General features: G+C 64.4%; 19 protein-coding genes and 1 pseudogene. 12 read left to right on the plus strand and 8 right to left on the minus strand.

The features are described 5' to 3' along the window. The 3 genes from BSIN_RS10475 to BSIN_RS10485 form a co-directional block, all read right to left on the minus strand. On the minus strand, positions 1 to 1,614 hold the full coding sequence (locus BSIN_RS10475; RefSeq protein WP_089340437.1) for a GMC family oxidoreductase: 1,614 nt from the start codon (positions 1,612 to 1,614) through the stop codon (positions 1 to 3). Beyond that, positions 1,614 to 2,129 (minus strand): sugar dehydrogenase complex small subunit, encoded by a 516-nt coding sequence (locus BSIN_RS10480; RefSeq protein WP_089340438.1) that lies wholly within the window; start codon positions 2,127 to 2,129, stop codon positions 1,614 to 1,616. Before BSIN_RS10480 ends, BSIN_RS10475 begins: the two co-directional genes overlap by 1 nt. 251 nt (positions 2,130 to 2,380) lie before the next feature. Beyond that, positions 2,381 to 3,283, minus strand: coding sequence for a glutamate/aspartate ABC transporter substrate-binding protein (locus tag BSIN_RS10485; protein ID WP_089340439.1), 903 nt, complete (start codon positions 3,281 to 3,283; stop codon positions 2,381 to 2,383). 431 nt (positions 3,284 to 3,714) lie between these two features. Between BSIN_RS10485 and BSIN_RS26885 the strand changes: the two genes are divergently transcribed. From BSIN_RS26885 to mgtA, 3 genes and pseudogenes are all read left to right on the plus strand, one after another. Continuing rightward, entirely contained in the window at positions 3,715 to 4,224 is a 510-nt protein-coding gene (locus BSIN_RS26885; protein ID WP_440245143.1) for a hypothetical protein, read from the plus strand. After that, positions 4,209 to 4,664 (plus strand): annotated as a pseudogene (locus BSIN_RS26890) (S8 family serine peptidase); the annotation flags it as partial. The gene BSIN_RS26885 and the pseudogene BSIN_RS26890, both read left to right, overlap by 16 nt. 715 nt (positions 4,665 to 5,379) lie before the next feature. After that, complete coding sequence (gene mgtA, locus BSIN_RS10495) at positions 5,380 to 8,142, plus strand: magnesium-translocating P-type ATPase (RefSeq protein ID WP_089340440.1); 2,763 nt, start codon at positions 5,380 to 5,382, stop codon at positions 8,140 to 8,142. 70 nt (positions 8,143 to 8,212) lie between these two features. On the opposite strand, the gene BSIN_RS10500 is transcribed toward mgtA, so the two are convergent. Both BSIN_RS10500 and BSIN_RS10505 read right to left on the minus strand, forming a co-directional pair. After that, a complete protein-coding gene (locus BSIN_RS10500; RefSeq protein WP_089340466.1) occupies positions 8,213 to 8,545 on the minus strand; it encodes a hypothetical protein in 333 nt (110 codons plus the stop codon). Positions 8,546 to 8,570: 25 nt separating this feature from the next. Next, a complete protein-coding gene (locus BSIN_RS10505; protein WP_089340467.1) occupies positions 8,571 to 10,013 on the minus strand; it encodes an aminotransferase-like domain-containing protein in 1,443 nt (480 codons plus the stop codon). A gap of 136 nt (positions 10,014 to 10,149) precedes the next feature. Here BSIN_RS10505 and BSIN_RS10510 point away from each other — a divergent pair, with 136 nt between their 5' ends. Further along, positions 10,150 to 12,480, plus strand: coding sequence for an FdhF/YdeP family oxidoreductase (locus BSIN_RS10510; RefSeq protein ID WP_089340441.1), 2,331 nt, complete (start codon positions 10,150 to 10,152; stop codon positions 12,478 to 12,480). 170 nt (positions 12,481 to 12,650) lie between these two features. Here BSIN_RS10510 and BSIN_RS10515 read toward each other — a convergent pair whose 3' ends face one another. Both BSIN_RS10515 and BSIN_RS10520 read right to left on the minus strand, forming a co-directional pair. Then, a complete protein-coding gene (locus BSIN_RS10515) occupies positions 12,651 to 13,964 on the minus strand; it encodes an Nramp family divalent metal transporter (RefSeq protein ID WP_089340442.1) in 1,314 nt (437 codons plus the stop codon). Positions 13,965 to 14,061: 97 nt separating this feature from the next. Continuing rightward, positions 14,062 to 15,318 (minus strand): oxalate decarboxylase family bicupin, encoded by a 1,257-nt coding sequence (locus BSIN_RS10520; RefSeq protein WP_089340443.1) that lies wholly within the window; start codon positions 15,316 to 15,318, stop codon positions 14,062 to 14,064. Positions 15,319 to 15,622: 304 nt separating this feature from the next. Here BSIN_RS10520 and BSIN_RS10525 point away from each other — a divergent pair, with 304 nt between their 5' ends. From BSIN_RS10525 to BSIN_RS10560, 8 genes are all read left to right on the plus strand, one after another. Beyond that, complete coding sequence (locus BSIN_RS10525) at positions 15,623 to 17,218, plus strand: ABC transporter substrate-binding protein (RefSeq protein WP_089340444.1); 1,596 nt, start codon at positions 15,623 to 15,625, stop codon at positions 17,216 to 17,218. Positions 17,219 to 17,431: 213 nt separating this feature from the next. After that, positions 17,432 to 18,349: a sap1 transcriptional regulator SapR gene (gene sapR, locus BSIN_RS10530; protein WP_089340445.1), complete on the plus strand. Its 918-nt coding sequence runs from the start codon at positions 17,432 to 17,434 to the stop codon at positions 18,347 to 18,349. After that, positions 18,346 to 18,927 (plus strand): D-alanyl-D-alanine dipeptidase, encoded by a 582-nt coding sequence (ddpX, locus tag BSIN_RS10535; RefSeq protein WP_089340446.1) that lies wholly within the window; start codon positions 18,346 to 18,348, stop codon positions 18,925 to 18,927. Before sapR ends, ddpX begins: the two co-directional genes overlap by 4 nt. Positions 18,928 to 18,963: 36 nt before the next feature. Continuing rightward, positions 18,964 to 20,562: an ABC transporter substrate-binding protein gene (locus tag BSIN_RS10540; RefSeq protein WP_089340447.1), complete on the plus strand. Its 1,599-nt coding sequence runs from the start codon at positions 18,964 to 18,966 to the stop codon at positions 20,560 to 20,562. Between the two features lie 20 nt (positions 20,563 to 20,582). Continuing rightward, positions 20,583 to 21,653 carry an ABC transporter permease gene (locus tag BSIN_RS10545; RefSeq protein WP_089340468.1) on the plus strand — a complete coding sequence of 357 codons (1,071 nt, stop codon included), beginning with the start codon at positions 20,583 to 20,585 and terminating at the stop codon, positions 21,651 to 21,653. Positions 21,654 to 21,698: 45 nt separating this feature from the next. Next, on the plus strand, positions 21,699 to 22,640 hold the full coding sequence (locus BSIN_RS10550; RefSeq protein WP_089340469.1) for an ABC transporter permease: 942 nt from the start codon (positions 21,699 to 21,701) through the stop codon (positions 22,638 to 22,640). Between the two features lies 1 nt (position 22,641). Continuing rightward, a complete protein-coding gene (locus tag BSIN_RS10555; protein WP_256583736.1) occupies positions 22,642 to 23,604 on the plus strand; it encodes an ABC transporter ATP-binding protein in 963 nt (320 codons plus the stop codon). A gap of 41 nt (positions 23,605 to 23,645) precedes the next feature. After that, positions 23,646 to 24,413 (plus strand): ABC transporter ATP-binding protein, encoded by a 768-nt coding sequence (locus BSIN_RS10560; protein WP_173678663.1) that lies wholly within the window; start codon positions 23,646 to 23,648, stop codon positions 24,411 to 24,413. Between the two features lie 266 nt (positions 24,414 to 24,679). Here BSIN_RS10560 and bla read toward each other — a convergent pair whose 3' ends face one another. After that, the gene (gene bla, locus BSIN_RS10565; RefSeq protein WP_089340448.1) at positions 24,680 to 25,573 is read right to left on the minus strand and encodes a class A beta-lactamase; all 894 of its coding nucleotides are present in this window, start codon (positions 25,571 to 25,573) and stop codon (positions 24,680 to 24,682) included. Between the last annotated feature and the right edge of the window lie 210 nt (positions 25,574 to 25,783).

Here is a 25,783-nt window from a genome sequence, read left to right on the forward strand (position 1 = left end):
TCAGATTTCCTTCTTCAACTGGTCCGAAATCCGCAGCGCCAATGCCGCGATCGTCAGCGTCACGTTCACCGTGCCCACCGTCGGCATCGTCGCGCTGCTCGAGATGAACAGGTTCGCGTGATCAAACGTTCGGCAGTCCTTGTCGACCACCGAATCGCGAGGGTCCGCGCCCATGATCGTCGCGCCCGTGATGTGGTTGTTCGGCGAGAATTCGTCGTTGAACACCACGTCCGTGCCGCCCAGCACCTTGGCCGCCGTCGCGTATACCTCGCGCGTATGCACGGCGCCGCGCTTCACGTAATCGTCGATCCGGTAAGTGATCTCCGGGCGCGCGATGCCGATCGCATCCGTCGCGCTCCTGCTCGGCACGATCCGGTTCTCCGGCTGCGGCAGGATCTCGTGGAAGCAGTCGAACTGCACGTAGCGCGCCGAACGGTCGCGGATCTGCGCATCCAGTTCGGCCGGTTTGATCAGCTTGCCGCTCTTGAAAATCTTCTGCGTTTCCTGATCGATCCGCGACAGGTTCGACAAATGGATTTTCTTCCCTGCCTGCGTCGCACGGAACGCGCCGTCGCGAAAACCGATCAGCGAGGTCATTTCCTGCGGGCCACGGCCCGGCCACAGCTTCTCGCTCGCATAGAACGACACGCCGGTGCCGGGGTGGTCCATCAGATTGCGGCCCACCATGTCGGAGCTGTTGCCCACGCCGCTCGGGAAATCATGGCTCGTCGACATCAGCATCAGCTTCGGCGTCTCGATCCCGTTGGCCGCCAGCACGAAGTATTTGCCCTCGACGCGGTGCTCGACACCCTGCGGATCCTTGTACAGCGCCGCCGTGATCTTCTTCTGCGCGCCCACTTCGAGCTTGTGGACCACCGCGTTCTCGATCAGCTTCGCGCCCGCGCGCTCCGCCTTCTCGACGTGCACGATCCCGTTGTACATCGCGCCGATCGGGCAGATCGGCATGCAGTTGTTGTTGCCGCAACAGGTCGGCCGGCCGTCGTATGGCCGGCTATTGCGCGCCACCGGCTCCGTCACCACATGGAAAGACGCATCGTGCGCGTTCAACGCCGTCTTGATCGTCCGCTCGTTGTACGACAGCGGCAGCGGCGGCATCGGGTACGGCTGGCTGCGCGGCGAGCCCAGGTTCTCTTCCGGCCCCGGCCCCCAGACGCCCAGCTCTTCCTCCGCGCGCTGATAGTAGTGCTCAAGATCGTCGTACTGCAGCGGCCAATCGCGGCCCACGCCGTACACCGTCTTCACCTTGAAGTCGTTCGGCAGGAAGCGCCATGCCGACGCGGCCCAGTGCCACGTCGTGCCGCCCACGGCACGGATGTACTGCGAGTTGAACTTGTGCTCGCCTTTCAATACCAGGTAATCGTTCGGCGGACCGTATTCCGGATGCGGCGCCCACGCCGTCGACGGATACGGCGCCATGAAATCCATCTTGTCTGCCTGGTTGCGAAAGCGTTCGACGATCTCGCCGCGCGGCAGCCGCGGGCCCGCTTCCAGCAAAATCACCGACTTGCCCGCCAACGCGAGCTGATGGGCGACAATCGCGCCCGCGACGCCCGAGCCGACCACGACGACATCGGCTTGTTGTGTATCGGCCATCAGGCTTGCCTCTCGATCGGTTTGTCGGCCCAGAATCCGGGCTTGTTGGGGCAGTAAGAGCGGACCACCAGCGTATCGGACACGACGCTGAACATCAGCGCGTCCTCATAGGTGATCACCGTGTTGTCGACGAGCCCGGTGTACCACGCCTCCGGGATCTTCAGCGCGACAGCTTCCTGCTCGGCGGTGAGCGCATTCGATGCGAGCGCGCCCGCAAGCTTCGGCAACTGATCGCCGAACGACAGCGAACCCTTTTGCAACGCCGCCAGCAACCGTTCGCCGACGGTGCGATCGAGCCCGGTCTTGCCCGTCAATGCTTCGGACAACGTCATGAACGCGTCGAGGGGCGCCTTGCTCGGCGTATCGGCCAGCGCCCGCAACGTCAGCGAGCCGGCGAGGCTCGCCGCCGTCAGCGCCAGCGCGCCTTGCAGCCATTGGCGCCGGGTGAGCCCGCCCGCGGCAGGCCCGGCGGCGTCGTCCAAGCGACGCGTATGGGGGGTGATGTCGTTGTTCATTGTTCCTTCTCTCTTACACCGAATACGGGAAAACCTATCTTGATATTTCTCAAACTTCGATGCGGACTCGAAATGTACGCGCTCGCCGCGATTTGAACAATCCCCTCCAGCGATCTAAATATCGACAGTTTTTTGCAACAATATGAGTTCTAGCCGTTTTTGCGTTTCTAGCAAGAAGTTATTTCGTATCAGCGTATTGCACTATTCCGGCAGTCCCATCAAGAGCAAATCCCGGCGACGGCCTGCGCAGTTCAGTACTGCGCACGATCGCTCGGGCTGCGGAAAAGCGCCCGCATTTCCGGTGACAACGGATAATTGAGATTCAGCCCACGTGGCGGGATCGGCTGCGTAAACCATTTGTCGTAGAGTTTTTCGGCATCGCCGGAGGTCTGCATCCTCGCAATCACCGCGTCGATCAATTGCTTGAATGCGGGATCATCCCTGCGCATCATGCATGCGTAGTTCTCGTGAACGAGCGGCGTGCCCGTCACCTGGTACGCGGACGGGTTCTTCTCCTTGGCCAGTTCGCCATACAACAGCGGCTCGTCCATCACGAACGCCACCGCCCGCCCCGTCGTCACGTTCATGAACGCTTCCGCGTGATCCTTCGCGCTGATGATCGTCATGTTCATCGCCTTGTCTTCGTTGAGCTTGCGCAGCAGCCGCTCGTCGGAGGTGCCGGCCGTCGTCGCGACGGTCTTGCCCGCCAGATCGCCGAAATCCTTGATGCCCGAATCCTTGCGGGTACTGAAGCGAATGCCGTACAAGAAAATACTGTTCGAGAACGCCGCCTGCTTCTGCCGCTCGAGCGTGTTCGTCGTCGATCCGCATTCGAAATCGATCGTGCCGTTCTGTACCAGCGCAATGCGGTTCTGCGACGTGATCGGAATCTCCTTGACGATAAGCGCCGGCAGTTTCAACTGCCGCTTGATCTCGTCGATGATCTTCGCCGCGATGTCGCGCGAATAGCCGATGTTCTTCTGTTGGTTGTCCGAATAGGAGAACGGCACCGACGATTCGCGAATGCCGAGCCCGACAACGCCCGTCTCCTTGATCTTCTTCAGCGTGCCGGCCAATTCCTGCGCATGCGCCGCGCCCGCCGCGACGCAAACAACGGCAGCCGCGATCCATTGCAAATTCAATCGGACGCCCATGATTGCCTCCTGAGAGGGTGAACGAAAACCGATCGTAATGCGATCCAAAAATACTCGGCCATCGATCTGTCCGGTATACGCCGCGACCAAGCAGTTTCTACGGCGCCGGGTCGTCTCGATCGGCAATATCTGCCGTTGCGCCATCAAGAAATCCCGATCCCTGCCGTTACCCGCCTCAAAGCCCCAATCGGACGAATCCGCGCCGATCACGAGGAGCCCGAACCAACCCGTGCAGCCCCAGCGATAACCCAGGCGTCATGAATCGAACCCGCAACCAAGCCCACAAGACGCGGCCCGGTCAACCCCACGCATTCGCCGGCGCCGTCTCGCTGTGCCTCCTCGGCGCGCTATCCGGCTGCGGAGGCGGCGACGGAAGCACCACCCCGTCGCCGGCAGCACAACCGATGCCGGCTCCTTTCATACCTGCGCCCATGCCCGCCTCCACGCCGGCGCCCTCGCCTCCCTCTCAAGCCGCCCCGCCGAATACGGCGGCCTCTTGCACCGCCACGCAAGCCCCGTCGAATGCCCACAGCACATCGGTTGCGCGGGCGAGCGAGCGTGCACCCGCGAGCGTCGATCATCTGATCGTCAAGCTGCGCGAAGCGGCTGCCGCGCCCGCGGGGGCGCACATCCTGGCCGAGGCGGGCAGCGCGGTGCGCATCGACGCCGTTATCCGGCGGGTTGCCGCACGATGGAGCGGCAAACAGGGAGCCGTGTCCGCCTACGCACAACGAAGCGCATCGGGCTCGATGCAGGCCGAGCGCACGATCTCCGACGGCGCGCTGCTGATCGCACTCGGACAAAAACTGAATGCCGACACTGCCGATACGCTTGCGCAAGCATTCGCATCCGATCCGGATGTCGCCTACGCGGAGCCGAATCGCCGCGTGTTCGCCCATGCAACGCCGACCGATCCCGCCTTCCATCAATCGACGACGTGACCGCGCAACGCGCGACTGTCATCGTCGCAGCCGGCAACGACGGCCGCTCGACGACGCTCGATCGTCCGGCAAACTGCAAAGGCGTGATCGCAGTCGGTGCGACCGACCACACCGGCCTGCGCGCGTGGTACAGCAACTTCGGCGCATATGTCACGTTGAGCGCGCCGGGCACGGATATTCTGTCGACGTCCAACACAGGCACGACAGCGCCGGCTCAAGACACCTACAGCGCGCGCACCGGCACGAGTTTCGCCGCGCCGCAGGTTGCGGGCGTTGCTGCGCTGATGCTCGCGGCCAATCCAGCGCTGACGCCCGCGCAAATCGCGCAGAAGCTCACGCGCACCGCACGGGCGTCTGCGGCAAGCGCGCCGTGTCTCGCCCGTGTGCCGGGCGCCGGAATCGTCGATGCGGGGCAGGCCGTTGCATCCGCAACCCCATGACGGACAATGCACGCCGCGGCCAACGCATATCTGCGTGCGTCACACCGCGCCCGGCGGTCACGCCGCCGCCGAGCCCCGCGCCACGTTCGCAAGCGGTCCACAGCCCACACGTCAACCGGCCGTAAAAAACTTGACGCTTCGCACACCGACCCATTACCATCGCCCCGTCTTAATATCTGGAGCGTTCCGTGAACCCCGATGCGAGTTGTAGTCGGTCCCGCACCGGCTCGACTGCTGACTGAGGCATTCGCGCAGAGCCCCCCGCTTCTGCCGCATCCCGGCCAGCAGGATGCGGCGTCTTTCAGGCCATTGCGGCCCGACTTTCCCGCGACGATTTCTTGAATGAACCATGCCCGCGCTCTCGCGCGCCGGCACGCGTTCGCCCGCACGCGTATGGCCGCCGCCATGCGCGCCATTGCTTGCACGCCGCTTCGCACGCTTAATTGCGCTGCGTGCCGTGCCACGTCGATCGCCGATGCGCGATCGCGCCAAGCCAACCATCGATAGGAGTCCGGATGGAAGAAGACGACAGTAGCCGATTACCACTCGCCGGTGCGGCGACGCGCGACGCACGCGTCGCGTCGCCTGCGCCGGCGGGCCTTCCCTATCTCTTTGCCATTCAGCCGAACGCGCGCGGCGCGAAGCGGCGGGACGCGCTCGTTCGTCGATAACGCGGGCGCTTTCCGCTTGCCGCGCGCGGCAAACGGAGCGTCCAATGAAACAAACCATCCCATCGAAACGCAAACAGCGCGGCTTCCTGAATTACGGCGCACGCAACAACGCCAACGGCCACCCTTCGATGCGCATCGCGCAAGCAGCCGCGCAATCGCTCGACGATACCTTGAAGAATCTGCGCACAAGCGCGCACGGCCTCACCGCGGCCGACGCCGCGAATCGGCTGCTGCTGGACGGCCCGAATGAAATCGCGCACGACAGACCTCCTCATTGGAGCCGTCAGCTTGTGCAGTCGTTTCACAATCCGTTCGTCTACGTGCTGCTCGCGCTCGCCGCGATCAGTTTTTTCACCGACATCTATTTCGCCGCGCCGGACGATCGCGATTACGTGGGCATCACGATCTTGCTGACGATGGTGACGATCAGCGCACTGCTGCGTTTCGTTCAGGAATTCCGCTCGCTGCGCGCCGCCGAAAAGCTCAAGGCGATGGTCCGCACGACGGCGACCGTTCAGCGCTGGTCCGACGATGCAGCCGAACCCGTCAAGCAGGATGTGCCGATGCAAGAGGTCGTCGCCGGCGACATCGTGCATCTGTCGGCCGGCGACATGATTCCCGCCGACGTGCGCCTGATTGCATCACGCGATTTGTTTATCAGTCAGGCGGCCCTCACCGGCGAAGCACTTCCCGTCGAGAAGTACGACACGCTCGGCGCGGTCGCGCAGAAATGCGCGACGCTTGAGATGCCCGGCGGCGATACGCAACCCGGCTCGCTGCTCGAATTGTCCAACGTGTGCTTCATGGGCACGAACGTCGTGAGCGGCACGGCAAGCGCGGTAGTCGTCGCCACCGGCCCCGACACGTATTTCGGCGCGCTGGCGAAAAACGTCGTCAGCCACAAGCGTATCGAAACGAGCTTCGATCGCGGCGTATCGAGCGTGAGCTGGCTGCTGATCCGCTTCATGTTCGTGATGGTGCCGATCGTTTTCGCGATCAACGGCCTCACCAAAGGCGATTGGCTGAGCGCGCTCACCTTCGCACTCGCAGTGGCAGTCGGCCTCACGCCGGAGATGCTGCCGATGATCGTCAGCGCGAATCTCGCGCGCGGCGCGGTCGCGATGGCGCGGCGCAAGGTCGTCGTCAAGCGGCTGAACTCGGTGCAGAACTTCGGGGCGATGGACGTGCTCTGCACGGACAAGACCGGCACGCTCACGCAGGACAAAATCATCCTCGAGCATCATCTCGACGTATGCGGCCGCAAGCACGAGGACGTGCTGCGCCTGGCCTGGCTGAACAGCTTTCATCAAAGCGGCCAGAAGAACCTGATCGACATCGCGATCGTCAATCGTGCGAACCAGATCGGCGAGCGCGCAAAACCCCATGACTACCGGAAGATCGACGAGCTGCCGTTCGATTTCGTGCGGCGGCGGCTGTCGGTCGTCGTCGAGGATACGCGCGGCGCGCATCTGCTGATCTGCAAGGGCGCGGTCGAGGAGATGCTTGCCGTGTCGTCGCATGTGCAGGACGACAGCGGCGAGCATCCGCTGGACGCCGCCCGGCGCAAGCGGCTGCTCGCGCACGCGAACTCATACGCCGAGGACGGCTTTCGCGTGCTGATCGTCGCCACCCGCACGATCGCACCCGGCGACGAGCGCGAGCAGTACCGGAACTCGGACGAGCGCGATCTCGTGATTCGCGGTTTGCTCACCTTTCTCGATCCGCCGAAGGATTCGGCCGCGCCGGCGCTCGCCGCATTGAGCGAGAACGGCGTGGCGCTCAAGGTGCTGACGGGCGACAATCCGAGCGTCACGCTGAACGTCTGCCGCCAGGTCGGCCTCGCGCCGGGCCGACCGCTCGTGGGCACGGAAATCGACGTGCTCGACGACGACGCACTCAAAGCGGCCGCTGAACGAACCACGGTGTTCGCGAAACTTACGCCGCTGCAGAAAGCGCGCATCGTCCAGGCACTGCAGGCGAACGGCCACACTGTCGGCTTTCTCGGCGACGGCATCAACGATGCACCCGCATTGCGCGACGCCGACGTAGGTATCTCGGTCGATAGCGGCGCGGACATCGCGAAGGAAACCGCCGATATCATCCTGCTCGAAAAGAGTCTGATGGTGCTCGAGGAAGGCGTGATCAAAGGGCGCGAGACGTTCGGCAACATCCTCAAATATCTGAACATGACCGCCAGCTCGAATTTCGGCAATGTGCTCTCGGTGCTGGTCGCAAGTGCGTTTTTGCCGTGGGAGCCAATGCTCGCCGCACAATTGCTCGTGCTCAACCTGATCTACGACACGTCGCAAATGCTGCTGCCGTGGGATCGTATGGACCCCGAATTCCTGAAGAAGCCGCGCAAGTGGGAGGCGAACAACATCGGGCGCTTCATGCTGTGGATCGGGCCGACCTCGTCCGTCTTCGACATCACGACCTACGTGCTGATGTGGACCGTGTTCGGCGCGGGTGCGATATATCATGCGCAAGGCGGCGCGGGCGGCCAGATCATGATGAACTCGGGCTGGTTCATCGAGAGTCTGGTGTCGCAAACGCTCGTCGTGCATTTGTTGCGCACGCAGAAAATTCCGTTCCTGCAAAGCACCGCCGCCCTGCCGGTGCTGCTGTCGACGGCCATTGCGATCGCGATCGGCTGCTGGCTGCCGTTCTCGCCGTTCGCGGGTGCGCTCGGCTTCACGCAACTGCCGGGCAGCTACTGGCTGTGGCTCGTCGCGACGATGGCCGGCTATATCGCGCTCGCGCAGACCGTGAAGACCTTCTACGTGCGGCGTTACAAGCGGTGGTTCTGAGGTAAGCCGCCCGCCATGCGTGCGGCCCGCGCGACGTGGGCCGCACGCATGGTCCGGCTGCGTGCGTCGCTCACTGCTCGGCCAGCGCGTCGCTCAACTCGCGCCCCAGCGCGGTCAGCACGGCGCGGCCCGTTGCGTCGTCACGCATCAGCGTTTGCGTCAGGCCCGCCGCATCGAGCTGGGTCAGCGCGCGCCGCAACGCGCTCATCGGCAAGCGCGCACGCTTGCTGAGCTTCGCAAGCGACCACGCTCCGCCGGGCGTCTCGACAGCGGCCTCGCGCAGCCGCAACAGTACCGCGACGATCGCTGGATCGAGTGTGTCGCCGCCTGCCTGCCCATCACTTTCTTCGCTTAAATGCGCGTGCCCGCCAGAGCCGCCGTCATGTTCACGATTCGCATCCATCGCCTGGCCTTTTTTCGTCTGCCCGTCATCGCCGCGCACAGGCGGCCGCCAGCCTGCCGAGCGTCTTGATCGCCTCTTCGATCTGCGGCGACCAACGATAGCTGTAATTCAGCCGGATGAAATGCCGATACGCATCCGACGTCGAAAACATGTGTCCCGGGCCGATCGTGATCCGCTGCGCGAGCGCAAGCCGGTACAACTCCATCGCGTCGACGTCGCGCGGCAGTTCGACCCACAGCACGTAGCCGCCCTTCGGTTGCGACAACCGCGTGCCATCGGGAAAGAAGCGCCGCACCATCGCCGCCATCAGGCCCGCCTGTTGCGCATACAGCTTGCGAATGCGGCGCAGGTGACGATCATAGCCGCCGTGCTGCAGATACTCGGCGATCGCAAGCTGATCGATAGCGGGCGTCGCAAGCGTATTGAGGAATTTCAGTTTTTCGACCTGATCGCGATAACGCCCCGGCATCGTCCAGCCCACCCGATAGGCAGGCGACAGGCTTTTCGAGAACGACGCGCAATGCAGCACAAGCCCGCGCGTATCGAACGCCTTTAACGTGCTCGGGCGCGTGTCGCCGTAGTACAGCTCGTGATAGACGTCGCTCTCGATTACCGGCACGTCGTGCCGCGCGAGCAGATCGACGAGCGCGCGCTTGCGTGCATCGGGCATCAGGAACCCTAACGGATTCTGGAAGTTCGGCATCACCATGCAGGCGGCAATGCGCTCGCGCTCGAGCAGCCGTGCGAGCGCATCGAGGTCGATCCCGTCGCCCGGATGCGTCGCGACTTCGACCGCACGCATCCCGAGCCGCCCGATCGCATGCAGCAGCGCATAGAACGTCGGCGATTCGACCGCGATCGTATCGCCCGGCTTCGCGACCGCCTGCAAGCACAGGTTGATCGCCTCGGTCGCGCCGATCGTCACGACGATCTCGTGCGGATCGAGCGCGAGGCCATGCTCCAGGTAACGGCGCGCGATCTGCCTGACGAGCGCCGGGTTACCGGGCGGCAGATCGTCGATCACGCCCCATCGGGTACGGCGCAGCGCGATCGCATGGGCATGCCGCGCGATGCGCTGCGACGGGAACGGTGTCGAATCCGGGTACGGCGAGCCGAGCGGCACCGCGTCGTCGCGCGCGATCGAGCGCAACGTCGACAACACGAGCCGGCTCACGTCGACGGCCGACGGCGCGGCATCGGGCGCCGACGCGCGCAGCTCGAGCACCGCCGCATCCGCACGCGCACGCACGAAATAGCCGGATTGCGGGCGGCTCTCGATCGCGCCGCGACTTTCGAGCACCAGGTACGCGCGCACCACGGTCGTCATGCTGAGCCCGTGCTGGCGGCTTGCCTGCCGCACCGACGCAATGCGCTCGCCGGGCCGGTAGACGCCGCGCCGGATCATCGCGTCGATCTCGTCCGCAAGCTGTTCGTAACGCTTCGCGTTGCTTTTCGATGGTCGATTCATCGCTTCGATGAAGTACAGTTTTCCGTCAAATTTTGCCAAAAACACAGACTGTACTCTTTTTCTTTCGAACGAGGTGTGCCGCTGTAGGCGCCGCCGCACGCGTACGCTTGACTCGTTGCCATTCGATCCGCTCTTCATGAAAAGCAAGGACTCCGACGCACGCATCGAACCGTATGCCCATCCGGCCGGTGGTTGGGGCGCGCTCAAATACGTCGCGATCAACCTGATCAAGGAAAAAGTGCCGGGCGTCAATTACCGCACGCTGCTGCGCCAGAACCAGCCGGACGGCTTCGACTGTCCCGGCTGCGCGTGGCCCGACCGTGAGCACGCGTCGACCTTCGAATTCTGCGAGAACGGCGTGAAGGCCGTTGCGGCCGAAGCGACCGCGAAGCGCGTGACGCCGGCATTCTTCGCCGAGCACACCGTCACGTCGCTGCTCGCGCAATCCGATTACGAACTCGAGCAGCACGGGCGGCTCACCGACCCGATGATTTACGACGCCGCAACCGACTGCTACGCGCCGATTGCATGGGATGACGCGTTCGCGCTGATCGCGCGGCATCTGCGCGCGCTGGACGATCCGAATCGCGCGGCATTCTACACGTCGGGTCGCGCAAGCAACGAGGCCGCGTTTCTCTATCAGCTTCTCGGGCGGCGCTACGGCACGAACAATTTCCCCGATTGCTCGAACATGTGCCACGAGGCAACGAGCCGCGGGCTGCCGGCGACGGTCGGCGTCGGCAAGGGCACCGTCACGCTCGACGATTTCGAGCAGGCCGATACGCTGCTGATCTTCGGCCAAAATCCCGCGACCAACCATCCGCGAATGCTGGGTGAACTGCGTGAATGCGCGCGGCGAGGCGCGGCGATCGTATCGATCAATCCGCTTCGGGAGCGCGGACTCGAACGCTTCGCGAGCCCGCAACATCCGGCGGAAATGTTGACGATGTCTAGCACGCCGATCGCGTCGATGTTCGTGCAGCCGTCGATCGGCGGCGATTTCGCGCTGATCAAGGGAGTCGCCAAACGTGTGCTCGAACTTGACGATGCCGCGCGCGAGCGCGGCGGCGCGCGCGTGCTCGACGTGGAGTTCATCGCCGCGCATACGCACGGCTTCGACGCGTTCGCCGCGGATCTGCGCGCGCAGGACTGGGCCGCGCTAAGCGCGCAAAGCGGCGTGCGATATGAACAGATCGATGCGCTCGCGCAAGTCTACGCACGCGGCAAGCGCGTGATCGCGACGTGGGGCATGGGTCTCACTCAGCACAAACATTCGGTGGCCACCGTGCAGATGCTATCGAACCTGATGATGATGCGCGGCAATATCGGCCGCCCCGGCGCCGGCCTGTGCCCCGTGCGCGGACATTCGAACGTCCAGGGCAATCGCACGGTCGGCATCGAGGAAAAGCCGAGCGCGGCCTTCCTCACGCGGCTCGGCCGCGTATTCGGCTTCGAGCCGCCGCGCGAGCACGGCTACGACGTCGTCGAAACCATCGAGGCAATGCTCGACGGCCGCATCGACGTGTTCATCGGGCTCGGCGGCAACTTCGCGATGGCGACGCCGGACACGCCGCGCACCTGGCAAGGTTTGCGCAACTGCGACCTGACCGTCCATATCACGACCAAACTCAACCGCAGCCATCTCGTTCACGGCCGCAACGCGCTGATCCTGCCGACGCTCGGGCGCACCGAGATCGACATGCAGAACGGCGTCGCTCAAGGCGTGACGGTCGAGGATTCGATGAGCATGGTGCACGTGTCGTATGGGATGAACAAACCGGCGTCGCCGAACCTGCTGTCGGAGACCGCGATCGTCGCGCGGCTCGGCGACGCGCTGTTCGGCAGCGAAGGCGCGATCGACTGGCTCGGCTACATGAACGATTACGCGAAGATCCGCGACGCGATCGAAGCCGCCATTGCCGGCTTCGACGATTACAACGCGCGGATCGCCCGGCCAGGTGGCTTTCATCTGCGAATCGAATCGCGCGAGCGCGAATGGCTGACGCCCACCGGCCGAGCGAATTTCATCGTCCATCCGCTGCCCGCCGACACGCCGATCCAGCGCGCCCGCGCGCGCCACGGCAAGCGCTTGATGACGCTGATGACGACGCGCTCGCACGATCAGTACAACACCACGATCTACGCACTCGACGACCGCTATCGCGGCGTGTTCGGGCAGCGGCGCGTGGTATTCGCGAATCCTGAGGATCTCGCGATGCTCGGTTTCGAGGCGGGCGAACGCGTCGATCTCGAAACGGTGTGGGACGACGGCATCGAACGGCGCGTCGAAGGTTTCCTGCTCGTTGCGTATGACATTCCGCGCGGCTGTCTCGGTGCGTACTATCCGGAAACCAATCCGCTCGTGCCGCTCGACAGCGTTGGCGACGTCTGCAATACCCCGACCTCGAAGTCGATCCCGGTGCTGATGCATCGATCGGCCCGCACGGTCGCGCCGCAAGCGGCGTGACGAGAATTGCAAGCGCCGCCGCCCGGGCCGCGCTTGCGCAGCAGTCCCGCAGAATCAGGCTGGAACACCGCAGACGGCGAGTGCCCGCCATGCAGCGAATTACCGGCCTCCAGCGCTCACAAACCCCGCACAATCAATGCCGGTTCGCTATTCCCCCACTCACCGCCGCGTCAACCGAGCGCCACCCAGACCAGATACCCGTTCAAGCCGACGATTACCGCGCTCGCCACGCCAGCGGCCGCGATCATCGGCGCACGCAGCGCATACTCGCCGAGCACGTCGCGCCGGCTCGACAGCAGCATCAACGCAACCATCGGCAGCGGCAATACGAAACTCAGCACGACCTGACTCAGCACCATCGCATGCGTGACGTCGCAACCAAGCGCAACCACCGCGAACGCGGGCAGGATCGTCACGGCACGGCGCACCCAGATCGGCACTTGGCGGCGCAGGAAGCCCTGCATCACGACCTGCCCCGCGAGCGTGCCGACCACCGAGCTGGACACGCCCGACGCAAACAGCGCGACGAGAAAAAGCGCGCCGGCGGCCGGCCCGAGCAGCGGGATCAGCGTGTGATAGGCGTCGCCGATGTCGGTCATGCCGGGCATCGTCGCGTGAAATGCCGACGATGCCATCATCACCATCGCGATATTGACGAAGCCGGCAATGCCCAGTGCGACAGCTACCTCGCAGTTCGAAAAGCGCAACAACAGACGGCGCTCGCGGTCATCGCGCGGCGTCGTGCGCCGTTGCGTGAGACCAGAGTGCAGATACAGCGTGTGCGGCATGATCGTCGCGCCGATGATGCCGACCGCGATCGTCAGCGCGGCGCCGTCGCGCAGTTGCGGCACGACGAGATGATAGGCAGCGGCATGCCAGTTCTGCGGCGCGATCAGCAACTCGCCGAGATAGCTCACGCCAATCACGCCGACGAGCGCCGCGATCGCCGCCTCGAGCGGCCGGAACCCGCGCTTCTCGAGCGTCAGGATCGCGCCGGTCAGCACCGCCGTCGCGGCCATGCCGGCGAGGAGCGGCAAATGAAGCAGCAGGCCGAATGCGAGCGCGCCGCCGAGAAATTCGGCAAGATCGGTCGCCATCGCGGCGATTTCAGACGCCGCCCACATCCCCCAGACCACCGGCCGCGGAAAGTGCTCGCGGCACAGCTCGGCCAGGTTGCGCCCCGTCACGATGCCGAGCTTCGCCGACATCGCTTGAAACGCCATCGCAATCACATTCGCGAGCAGCACGACCCACAGCAGCGTGTAACCGTAGGCGGCACCCGCCTGGATGTTGGTCGCGAAATTGCCGGGGTCCATGTAGCCGATCGACGCGATCACGGCCGGCCCAACGAACGGCAGCACGGCCGACAGGCCTTTGCGCCGCCCGTCGAGCGCATCGCGCGCCGCGCTGATCGTGCGTGACGTCGCCGCGCCGGGCATCGGGAAATCGCCGGCGGATGCCGGCGATGCGGGAGTGGATGGCATAGTGAAGTCCGTTCGAATATTGGATTCGCAATGTGGCCGGCACAGCGGCTGTCACGCGCCGATCTCGGCTCGTCGCCGCCGCGCCGGGCCGTCGCGTTCAAATCGGCACCACGTCCGGCCGGTTGCGCGGGATGCGTGCGATCACGTCCGGGGCGAGATTCAGATGCGCCTCGACGAGCTTCGGCGGCGTATGCGCAAGCCAGTCGGACAGTGACACCTCCGCGTAGTGATCGGCCTTGAAGATTTCGAGGAACACGAGATCGGTTTGGCCGGTGTTCTGCACGTAATGCCCCAGGCTCTTTTTCACATAACCGACGTCGCCCGCGCGAAAATCGGCCGTTTGCGCCTTCGGACCGGTATCGAACACCGTCATCCGCGCTTTGCCCTGTATGTAGTACTGCCACTCGTCCGCGTTCGGGTGCCAGTGCAGTTCGCGCATGCCGCCCGGCCGCACGGTGACGAGCGCGGCCGCCACCGTCTTCGACACGTTGAAGTTCGTGCTGTCGACGATCCGCACTTCGCCGCCGCGCGTCTGCACATTCGGCTTCATGTCGCCCATCGAGAAGACGAACGGCTGCCTCGGCACACCCCGAGACGACGCCGACGCCCGCTGCGCATCGGCAAGCGGCCCCGGATCGTCGCCCTGGAAGATCCAAAGGTTGTCGAGCGGGATCTGCTTGAACGCATCGGCGGGCACGCCGAAGTTCAGCGCGAGCACGTCCGGCGGCGTGTGCGCGATCCAGTCGGTAACGAGCAGCGTGTTGAATTCGGACGCCCGACCATTGTCGAATGCGAGCAAAAACTCCGCGCCATCGACGCCAAGCCCTTGCAGCGAATGCGGCAGGCCGGGCGGGAAATACCAGAGATCGCCCGTCTTGACGTCCTGCACCGATGGCCGCCCCTGCTCGTCGAGCACGGTGATCCGGCAGCGGCCGTCGAGCATGAACGCCCATTCCGCCTGCTGATGCCAATGCATTTCGCGAATGCCGCCGCGCGTCAAGCGCATATTGACGCCGGAAATGGTTTCGGAAATTGCAAAATCGTCCTGCGTGACTTCACGCGCCCAACCGCCGTTTTGAATCCGTTTATGTGCATTATTGAAAGACGCCCAGAATAATGGCATTCCGTTTATATCGGTTGCCGGCGGATCTTGAAACGACGGGAATTGCCCCATCAACGCCTGATTTTTCGGACCGGGATCGGTCAGGCTCTGCGGACTGCGTGTATTGACCGCGCCCTCGGGCGGTCTGTCGGGATTGCCGAACGAAGCGGCCTTGGCGGACACGGCAATGCCGGCGGCGGCGACCGCGCCGGCCGTGTGCGCAAGCATTTTGCGCCGGGATAGATTTTTCATCGAATCCTCTTCATCGATTCTAATTTGGAAATAAAACCCAACGGATTAATCATTCGATTTTCTTTCAATCAAATGTTCCGCAACGCAAGTTAAATACAAATCACCAGAAAAATTAAATGATTTGTCAAGATGGGTTAATGAATTAATCTGATTCCCTTTAAGTTTGTAATCCTCGGGGCGGCGCGGGCGTGACCGGGTCGCCGCCGCGCGGCTGCCACGCAGCGACGCGGCGTGGCATCGCCGATTTCTGGATTCCGGCCCGTAATGCGAAAATCGGGTTCGTTCTTTTTCTGACGGAGCATCGATGAAGCATTTGCTGTCCAAGCTCGCCATCGGCGCCGCGCTCGGCGCGCTTTCGCTCGCGCCCGTGTTCTGCGCTCACGCCGCCACCCCGCCCGGCATCTTCGTGATCGCCACGCAGCTCGGCGAATTCACGACGCTCGATCCGGCCGAGATCTATGAGCTGGTGCCGTCCGAATATGTCGCGAATACCTACGAACGGCTGGTTCGCGTCGATCTGCGCGATCCGTCCAAGTTCGAAGGCCGGATCGCGCAGTCGTGGAGCGTCGGCGCCAACGGCACGACCTTTACGTTCAAGCTGCGGCCCGGTCTCAAGTTCCATTCGGGCAATCCGGTGACGGCCGACGATGTGGCGTGGTCGCTGCGCCGCACCGTGCTGCTCGACAAGGGACCGGCCGGCGTGCTCGCCGATCTCGGCCTCACCAAAGACAACGTCGCGCAAAAGATCCAGCGCATCGACGATCAAACCGTCTCGATCGAAACCACGCACCGGTACGCGCCGAGCTTCGTGCTCAACGTGCTGAGCGCCGATCCGGCATCGATCGTCGACAAGAAGCTGCTGCTGTCGCACGAAAAGAACGGCGACCTCGGCAATGGCTGGCTGAAAAATGCCGATGCGGGCTCCGGCCCGTATCAGCTCGTCAAATGGACGCCAAACGAAAGCCTCGTATTGCAGCGCTTCGAAGGCTACCGCACGCCGTATCCAATGAAGCGCATCGTGCTGCGCCATGTACCGGAAGCCTCCGCGCAACGGCTGCTGCTCGAGAACGGCGACGTCGACGCGGCGCGCAATCTGAGCCCGGACAGCCTCGCGGCCCTGACGAAGGCCGGCAAGATCCAAGTGGCGTCGTGGCCGGTATCGGCGCTGCTCTATCTGAGCCTGAACACGAAGAATCCCAATCTCGCGAAACCCGGCGTACAGGAAGCGATGAAGTGGCTCGTCGATTACGACGGCATCCAGCGCAACATCGTTGGCACGACGTACAAAGTCCACCAGACGTTCCTGCCGGAGGGCTTTCTCGGTTCGCTAAACGCGAACCCGTACCGGCAGGACGTCGCGAAGGCGAAAGCGCTGCTCGCGAAAGCCGGGCTGCCGAACGGCTTCGCCGTGACGATGGACATGCCCAACGATTACCCGTACATCGAGATCGCGCAGGCGCTGCAGGCGAATTTCGCGAAAGCCGGAATCGTCGTGAAGCTGATCCCCGGCGACGCGAAGCAGGCGATCGGCAAATATCGCGCACGCGCGCACGATATCTTCATCGGCGAGTGGTCGCCCGACTACATGGACCCGAACAGCAATGCGCGCGGCTTCGCATGGAATCCGGACAATTCGGACAACGCAAAGTACAAGCTGCTCGCTTGGCGCAATAGCTGGGACATCGCGCAACTCACCGCGCAGACCGATGCGGCGCTTGCCGAGCCGTCAGCCACAAAGCGCGCGCAGCGCTACGAGGCGTTGCAGAAGGCTGTGCTCGCGAACTCGCCGTTCGTGATCATGTTCGAGAAGGTCGTGCAAGTCGCCACGCGCCCCGGCGTGACCGGGCCGGAAATCGGACCGATCAACGATCTCGTGTCGTACCGGACGCTGAAGAAGTGAGCGTGGCCGCAGCCGGCGGCCGGAGCAGGCCGCCGGCCGGCCAATGCGAGGGCGCATCGGCGCCGTTTCGTGCGGCAACGGATAATTTCCAGCTATTCGATATTTTATCTCTATTTATTTTATAAACTGGCACGCAGGTTTTTGTCTTTGTTAGATCGATGACAACGCACAACCAAACGACAACGATCCAACAGACCACCGTTCAAACGCCCGATGCCGTCCGCTTTCGTTCAGACCGTCGAAACCCGCTTTGCCGAGCTGACGCCCACCGCCAAGCGCATTGCGAGCTACATGCTGGCCAATCTGGAGCGGCTCGGCCTCGAAAGCGCCGACCAGATCGCTCGGCAGACCGGGACGAGCGGCATTTCGGTGGGGCGCTTTCTGCGCAGTGTCGGCTATCGCAACCTCGATGATCTGAAGCGCGAACTGCGTGGCATATCCGAACGCCCGTGGATGATCACCGATCGCCTCGACGAATACCGGCGCGTGACGGGCGTGCCCGCGCACGGCCGCGGCGCGCCTGCGCCGTTTGCGGCGCGCGAGGCTTCGCCTGCCGCCTCGCCAGCCGCCCACCTCGACGACGCGCTCGCGCGCGAACTCGACGCAATCGGCCACGTATACGAACTCGCGCGCACGCCGGCGTTCGCGCAAATCGCCGATCGCATCGCGCATGCGGAAGCAGTCTTCATTCTCGGCATTCAATCTACACGTGGAATCAGCAATGCCCTGCACAGTTATCTCGAATATCTGCGGCCGCGCGTCTTCTACTCAGATGGCATGTCCGGCTCGTATGTCGATTCGCTGAACTCCGGTTTCACCGATCCTTATTGCATCGTCACCGACATCCGCGCGTATTCGCGCATCGCGCGACGCTATTGCGAAGCGGCCGCCGCGCGCGGGCTGCGCTTCGCGCTCGTCACCGACGTCTACTGCCCATGGGCGCGCGAACTGCGCTGCGATCTGCTGCAGGTGAAAACCGACGTCGGCCTGTTCTGGGATTCGCTCGCGCCGCTCACCTGCCTGTTCAATCTGTTGATCAGCGCGGTAGTCGATCGGCTTGGCAGCGCGCTCGACGCACGCGTCGAGCGCAATCGCGAACTGCAGCGCGAATTCGATCAATTCGAACCATGAAGCCGTCCGTTGACACCTGCGCCCATCGGCTCGTCGAAATCAAGCCGCACACACACGGCATCGACATCGACCTCGTCTACGCGAGCGCACGCAACCTGACCGGCCGGCCGATCTACCAACGTGCGCACTGCCTGCTGCTCGAACCCGCCGAAGCCGCGCTGCGCCGCGCAGTCGCGATTGCCGCTCAACTCGGCTTGAGGCTGCGCATTTACGACGCTTACCGGCCGCCGCAAGCGCAGCAGGTGTTATGGGACTTCCTGCCCGATCCGGATTATGTCGCGGACCTCGAACGCGGCTCGAATCACAGCCGCGGCACCGCGCTCGACCTGACGCTCGTCGACGCGAACGGCGCCGCGCTCGATATGGGCACGGACTTCGACGAAATGATCAACACATCGAATCATTTCCACGACGGCCTGCCCGAATCCGTGCAGCGCAACCGGCTGCTGCTGCTCGGCGTGATGCATGCCGCCGGTTTCACGCACATCGCGAGCGAATGGTGGCATTACGAGTTGCCCGACTCGCGCGCATGGCCGCTGATCGACAACCAGGCGAGCGGACCGTGGCGATTGATGTAAACCCGGCCGCACGCCCCTCTGCCCCATGGAGTACGTATGAAATCCTCGCCGACCAAATTCGCCGTGGCGCTCGCCGCCGCTTGCACCTTGTTCGCGGCCGCCCCCTGCACACACGCGGCGACGCCGAAGGACATGTTCGTGATGGCCACGCTGCTCGACGAATTCATTTCGCTCGATCCCGGCGAGATTTACGAACTCGTGCCCGAAGAGTACGTGGCGAACACCTATGACCGGCTCGTGCGCGTCAATCTGGCCGATCCGTCGAAGTTCGACGGCGACGTTGCGCAGTCGTGGAGCGTGAGCCCGGACGGACTCACCTTCACGTTCAAGCTGCGGCCGGGCCTCCAGTTTCATTCGGGCAATCCGCTCACAGCCGACGATGTTGCCTGGTCGATCCAGCGCGCCGTGCTGCTCGACAAAGGGCCGGCCACCGTGCTCGCGGGCCTGGGGCTCACGAAGACGAACGTGCTCGCGAACGTGAAGAAAGTCGACGATCTGACGATGTCGGTCACCACCGACAGGAAATATGCGCCGACCTTTGTGCTGAACGTGCTCGGCTCATGGCCCGCATCGGTCGTCGATAAAAAGCTGCTGCTGTCGCACCAGCAAGGCAACGACTTCGGCAACGGCTGGCTGAAGACACGCGAGGCTGGCTCGGGCGCGTACCAGCTCGTCAAGTGGACGGCAGGCGACAGCATCGTGCTGCAGCGTAACGACCGCTACCGGCTGCCGCTCGCGATCAAGCGCATCGTGCTGCGGCACGTGCCGGAAGCGGCCAGCCAGCGTCTGCTGCTCGAAAGCGGCGATGTCGATGCGGCACGCGACCTCAGCCCCGACGATCTCGCCGCCGTCGTCAAAAACGGCACCGCGAAGGCCACGGCAGCGCCGCAAGCGACGCTGCTCTATCTCGGCCTGAACACGAAAAATCCGACGCTTGCGAAACCGCAAGTGCAGGAAGCGCTGAAATGGCTCGTCGACTATAACGGCATCCAGAACCACGTCGTGAAGACGACGTACAAGGTCCATCAAACCTTCATGCCGGACGGCTTTCTCGGCGCCCTCGACGCGAACCCGTACCGGCAGGACGTCGCGAAAGCAAAGGCGCTGCTGGCGAAAGCCGGCGTGCCGAACGGCTTCACGATCACGATGGACGTGCGCAACGATTATCCGTACACCGAAATTGCGCAGGCCGTGCAGGCGAATTTCGCGCTGGCCGGCATCAACGTCAAGCTCATTGCCGGCGACAACAAGCAGACGCTCGCGAAATACCGCGCGCGACAGCACGACATCTACATCGGGGAATGGTCGGCCGATTACATCGATCCGCATAGCAACGCGCAGGGTTTCGCATGGAACCCTGACAACAGCGATCAGTCTAGCTACAAGATGCTCGCATGGCGCAACGCGTGGGACATTGCGCCGCTCACCGCGCAGACACAGCAGGCGCTCGTCGAGCCGTCGGCGGCCAAGCGCGCACAGCGTTACCAGGCGATGCAGAAAGAAGTGCTTGCGAAATCGCCGTTTGTGATCCTGTTCGAGAAGGTCGCGCAGGTCGCGACACGGCCCGGCGTGAGCGGCCTCGAAGTGGGTCCGATCAACGATCTCGTATCGTATCGGCATCTGAAGAAACAATGACGCAACCTGCCAATCCCGATATGTCGACACCCACCACCGCTTTCGACACGCTGCGCACACTGCCCGCGCGCCGCCCCGGCGTGCGCCGCGCGCTGCGTGCGGCGCGCGCGGCGCTCACGCTTGCCGTGACGTTCGCGGGGCTGCTCGCGCTAACGTTCGTGATCGGCCGCAAAGTGCCGATCGATCCCGTCCTCGCCGTGCTCGGCGACCGCGCATCCGCCGAGGCCTACGCGGCCGAGCGAATCGCACTCGGGCTCGACAAACCGCTCGCGACGCAATTCATGATCTATGCGCGCGACGTGCTGCACGGCAATCTCGGCATGTCGCTGCTGACGTCGAACCCGGTGCTCGACGACATCAAGCGCGTGTTCCCCGCAACGCTCGAACTCGCGACGCTCGCCACGCTGATCGGCGTCGCGCTCGGCGTGCCGCTCGGCGTCGCGGCGGCCGCGCGACACAACCGGCCGATCGATCACGTCGCGCGCTTCGTCGGCCTGATCGGCAATTCGGTGCCGGTGTTTTGGCTCGGATTGATGGGACTGCTGCTGTTCTATGCGAAATTGCGCTGGGTCGCGGGGCCAGGGCGGCTCGATCCCGTCTACGACGGCATGGTGGAGCCGCGCACCGGCAGCCTGCTGATCGACGCGGCGCTCGCGGGCGAATGGGACGTGCTGCGCAATGCGCTGTCGCATATCGTGCTGCCTGCGGCGATCCTCGGCTATTACTCGGTCGCCTACCTGAGCCGGATGACGCGCTCGTTCATGCTCGATCAATTGAGCCAGGAATACATCGTCACGGCGCGCGCGAAAGGGCTCGCCGAGCGCGCCGTGATCTGGCGGCATGCATTCGGCAACATCGCGGTGCCACTCTTGACGGTGATCGCGCTCACCTACAGCAATCTGCTCGAAGGCTCGGTGCTGACCGAGATCGTGTTCGCATGGCCCGGCATCGGCTCGTATCTGACCGGGGCGCTGCTCAATGCCGACATGAATGCGGTACTCGGCTGCACGCTCGTGATCGGCGCGCTATTCATCACGATCAATCTGCTGACCGACGCACTCTATCGCGTGTTCGATCCGCGCGCCCGTTGATTTACCACGCCCCTCATCCTCATCGAACGATTGAACGATTTCGACATGCCTTCGCCCTCCCATCGCCGCTCGCCATCATCGGCCGCGCCCACGCTGCGCGAATGGCTGCTCACCGATGCCCCCGCGTCGCGCCGCCAGGCGACGCTCGGCCTCGCATACCGGCGCTGGCGGCGCTTCGCCGGCAATCCGCTGAACCTGATCGGGTTTGCGATCCTGACCGCGCTCGTGGCCGTCGCGATCGTCGCGCCATTCATCCTGCCCCACGATCCGCTGCGGCAAGTGCTGTCAGACCGGCTGCTGCCGCCCGGCTCGCCATCGCACTGGTTCGGCACCGATCAGCTCGGCCGCGATATTCTGTCGCGGATGATCGCCGGCTCGCGCCTGACGCTCGGCATCGCGATCCTCGTCGTCGCGATCGTCGTGCCTATCGGGCTCGCGATCGGCACGACGGCGGGTTTCTGCGGCGGCTTTGTCGACAGCGTGCTGATGCGCATCACCGATATCGCGCTGGCATTCCCGAAAATCGTCCTCGCGCTGGCATTCGCGGCTGCGCTCGGGCCAGGCGTCGTCAACGCGGTCGTCGCAATCTCCATCACCGCGTGGCCGGCCTATGCCCGGCTCGCGCGCGCCGAAACGCTGCGCATCGCGCACGCGGATTTCATCGATGCCGCGCGGCTGCAAGGCGCATCGCCGCTGCGCATCCTGTCGCGCTATGTCACGCCGCTGTGCGTGTCGTCCGTGATCGTGCGCGCGACGCTCGACATGGCGGGCATCGTGCTGACCGTCGCCGGACTCGGCTTTCTCGGGCTCGGCGCGCAGCCGCCGAGCCCCGAATGGGGCTTCATGGTGGCTTCCGGGCGCAACGTGCTGCTCGACGCCTGGTGGGTCGCGACACTGCCCGGCATCGCGATCCTAGTCGTCAGCATCGCGTTCAACCTGCTCGGCGACGGGCTGCGCGACGTCTTCGATCCGCGTCATGGAGCCTGACATGCGATTGCCTGCACACACGCTTCACGTACCTTCGCCCAACGCCGAGCGCGCGCATGCTTCGGGCGGATCGGCACACGGGAGTACGACCGGCGCCCTGACACGCACGGCATCGGCCCCGCCTCTTTGCGAAATAGAAGGACTGCAAATCGGTTTTCGCACCCATGACGGCACGCTCGTCGACGCGGTGCACGATTTGTCGTTGTCGCTCGAGCCCGGCGAGCGGCTCGGCATCGTCGGCGAATCCGGCTCCGGAAAATCGTTGACGGGCCGTGCGCTGCTGGGCCTGCTGCCTGCTGCCGCGCAATGGCGCGCGCGAGCGCTGCGTTTCGAAGGCCGCGACCTGCTCGCGCTCGCGCCTCGCGAGCGCCGCCGGCTGTGCGGCAGCGCGATGGGGATGATCCTTCAGGACCCCAAGTATTCGTTGAACCCGGTAATGACGGTCGGCCAGCAGATGGCCGAGGCGTTCCGGCTGCGCGAGCCCGGCTTGCGCGGCCGCGCGCTGCGCGAGCGGATCGTCGATGCGCTCGCCGCCGTCGAGATTCGCGATCCGACACGCGTCGCCGACGCGTATGCGCACGAATTGTCGGGCGGCATGGGGCAGCGCGTGATGATCGCGATGATGGTATCGACCGGGCCGCGCCTGCTGATTGCCGACGAGCCGACGTCCGCGCTGGACGTCGCCGTGTCGATGCAGGTGCTCGCAGTGCTCGACGACATGATCGCCCGCCATCGCACCGGGCTCGTATTCATCAGCCATGACCTGCCGCTCGTGATGTCGTTTTGCGACCGGGTCGCGGTCATGTACGCGGGGCGCGTCGTCGAGACCTGCGCGGCGCGCGATCTGGCCCATGCGAACCATCCTTATACGCGTGGCCTGCTTGCCGCGACACCGCCGCTCGCCGATCCGCCCGACACGCTGCCGCTGCTCGAGCGCGATCCCGCGTGGCTCGGCTCCACGTGAAAGGCACGCCGAACATGGAATCAGCAACAGGAGCCTCCACCATGACGACCGCCCCCATGATCGAGATCCGCGATGCGTCGATCCGTTTTACGACCCGCGCCGGTCGCGTCGACGCGGTGCGCGACGTGAGCGTATCGATCGGCACGGGCGACGCGTTCGGGCTGGTCGGCGAATCCGGGTCCGGCAAGTCGACGCTGCTGCGCGCGCTGACGGGCCTCGTGCCGCTTGCGCACGGCACGCTGTCGATCGGCTCGCGCCCGATCGACGGCAAGCTCGAGCGCGCATGGCGCCGCGACGTGCAAATGGTGTTCCAAGACCCTTATGCGTCGCTGCATCCGCGCTTCACGGTCGACGAAACGCTGCGCGAGCCGCTCGCGATCCATCGGCTGCCGAACCCGGACGAACGAATTCCGCGCGCGCTCGCCGAAGTCGGCCTCGGGCCCGCATTTCGCTTCCGCTATCCGCACCAGTTGTCGGGCGGGCAACGGCAGCGCGTGGCAATCGCGCGCGCGCTGATCATCGAGCCGCGCGTGCTGCTACTCGACGAGCCGACGTCGGCGCTCGACGTATCGGTTCAAGCGGAGATTCTCAATTTGCTGAAGCGGCTGCATCGCGAACGGGGGCTCACGATGATCGTCGTCAGCCATAATCTCGCGGTCGTCGGATTTCTGTGCAGCCGCGTGGCGGTCATGCGCGGCGGGATGATGATCGAGCAGCTTGACATCGAGGACGTGCGTGCGGCGCGTGTCGGAACCGATTACACCCGCACGTTGCTCGCGGCGACGCAGGGATACCGGCGCGCCGGCTGAAGACGGCGCCGCACCGGTCACATCCATGCATTCGGCTGCGCCGGGCGGCCCGGCACAGCGAGCCTTCCGATGCTGCGCGCCTTTACGACAAGCCGTTCATGGCGAACCGTCCGTTTATCGCTTCGTCCGTCCAGATCGGCGTATCGCCCGCCTGCGCGCTCAGTGCGCGATGTGCAGCGAAACCGCGCAGCTCGACGCCGGATCGTCCGCTGACGTATGCCGCTATCCAAGACAAGGCATCGCGACGGGCGGTAATAAGTTGGACCTCAGCCGAACGCACGCGCGACAATCCGCGCAGCCGACGCGATCACGTCATTGCGCGCGCGCGCCTGCTGAGCGCGCCCCGTCGTATAGATCGCGAGCACGATCGGCACGCGGCCCGGCGGATACAAGACGCCGATATCGTTGGCTGTCCCATAATCGCCCGTCCCCGTCTTGTCGGCAACGCGCCATGCCGGCGGCACGCCCGCGCGAATCCGCTCGTTGCCCGTCGTATTGCCGAGCATCCACGCATTGAGCTGCTCGCGCTGCGCTTGGCCGAGCGCATCGCCGAGCAGCAGACGGCGCAGGCTCGCCGCCATCGCCGACGGTGTGGTCGTATCGCGGAGGTCGCCGGGAATGGCGGTATTCAGCGCGGTCTCCCGACGGTCGAGACGAAACTCGGCGTCGCCGATCGAACGCGCATAGGCGGTCACTGCCTGAGTGCCGCCCAACAGCGAAATCAGCAGATTCGCGGCCGTGTTGTCGCTGTATTGCAGCGCCGCCGCACATAGCTCGGCTGTCGTCATGCCTGCGCCGGCGTGCTTGCCGGTGATCGGCGAATACTCGACGAGGTCGCGTTTGGCATAGGCGATTCTGCGCGGCAGCAGATCAGGTTCGGCGGCGCTGCGTGCGAGAACTGCCGCCGACAGCATCATCTTGAACGTGCTGCAGAACGCAAAGCGTTCGTCGGCGCGGTACGCGATTTTCGCGTTCGTCGCCGTATCGAGCGCGGCCACGCCGATACGGCCGTCGAACGATGCCTCGAGCTCACGGAGCGCCCGTTGGGCATCGGCTGTGCCGGCGTTGTCCGAATGTCCGGTAAGCGGTGCACACGCGCCGATCAATGGCGCGGAAACGGCGGCGATCAGTACTGAGCGGCGCGATAGGGAATGCTTCATGATCGATGGGTGAATGGTGAAGTGATGTGTGGATGTCGGCCAATCCGACGCGCGGCACTCGCATGCCGGATTCGCACGCCGGTGAGCGTATCAGTTCTTGATGTGCGCGATCGTGCGGATTTGTCGCCGCGTCGACGTGCGTTGTGCTCTCCCGGCAGCGTGCGTGGCCGGCGATGTGCCGGCCTTTGCAGAGATTTGCTTGCGTGACGA

Source organism: Burkholderia singularis (assembly GCF_900176645.1).
GTDB classification, from domain to species: domain Bacteria; phylum Pseudomonadota; class Gammaproteobacteria; order Burkholderiales; family Burkholderiaceae; genus Burkholderia; species Burkholderia singularis.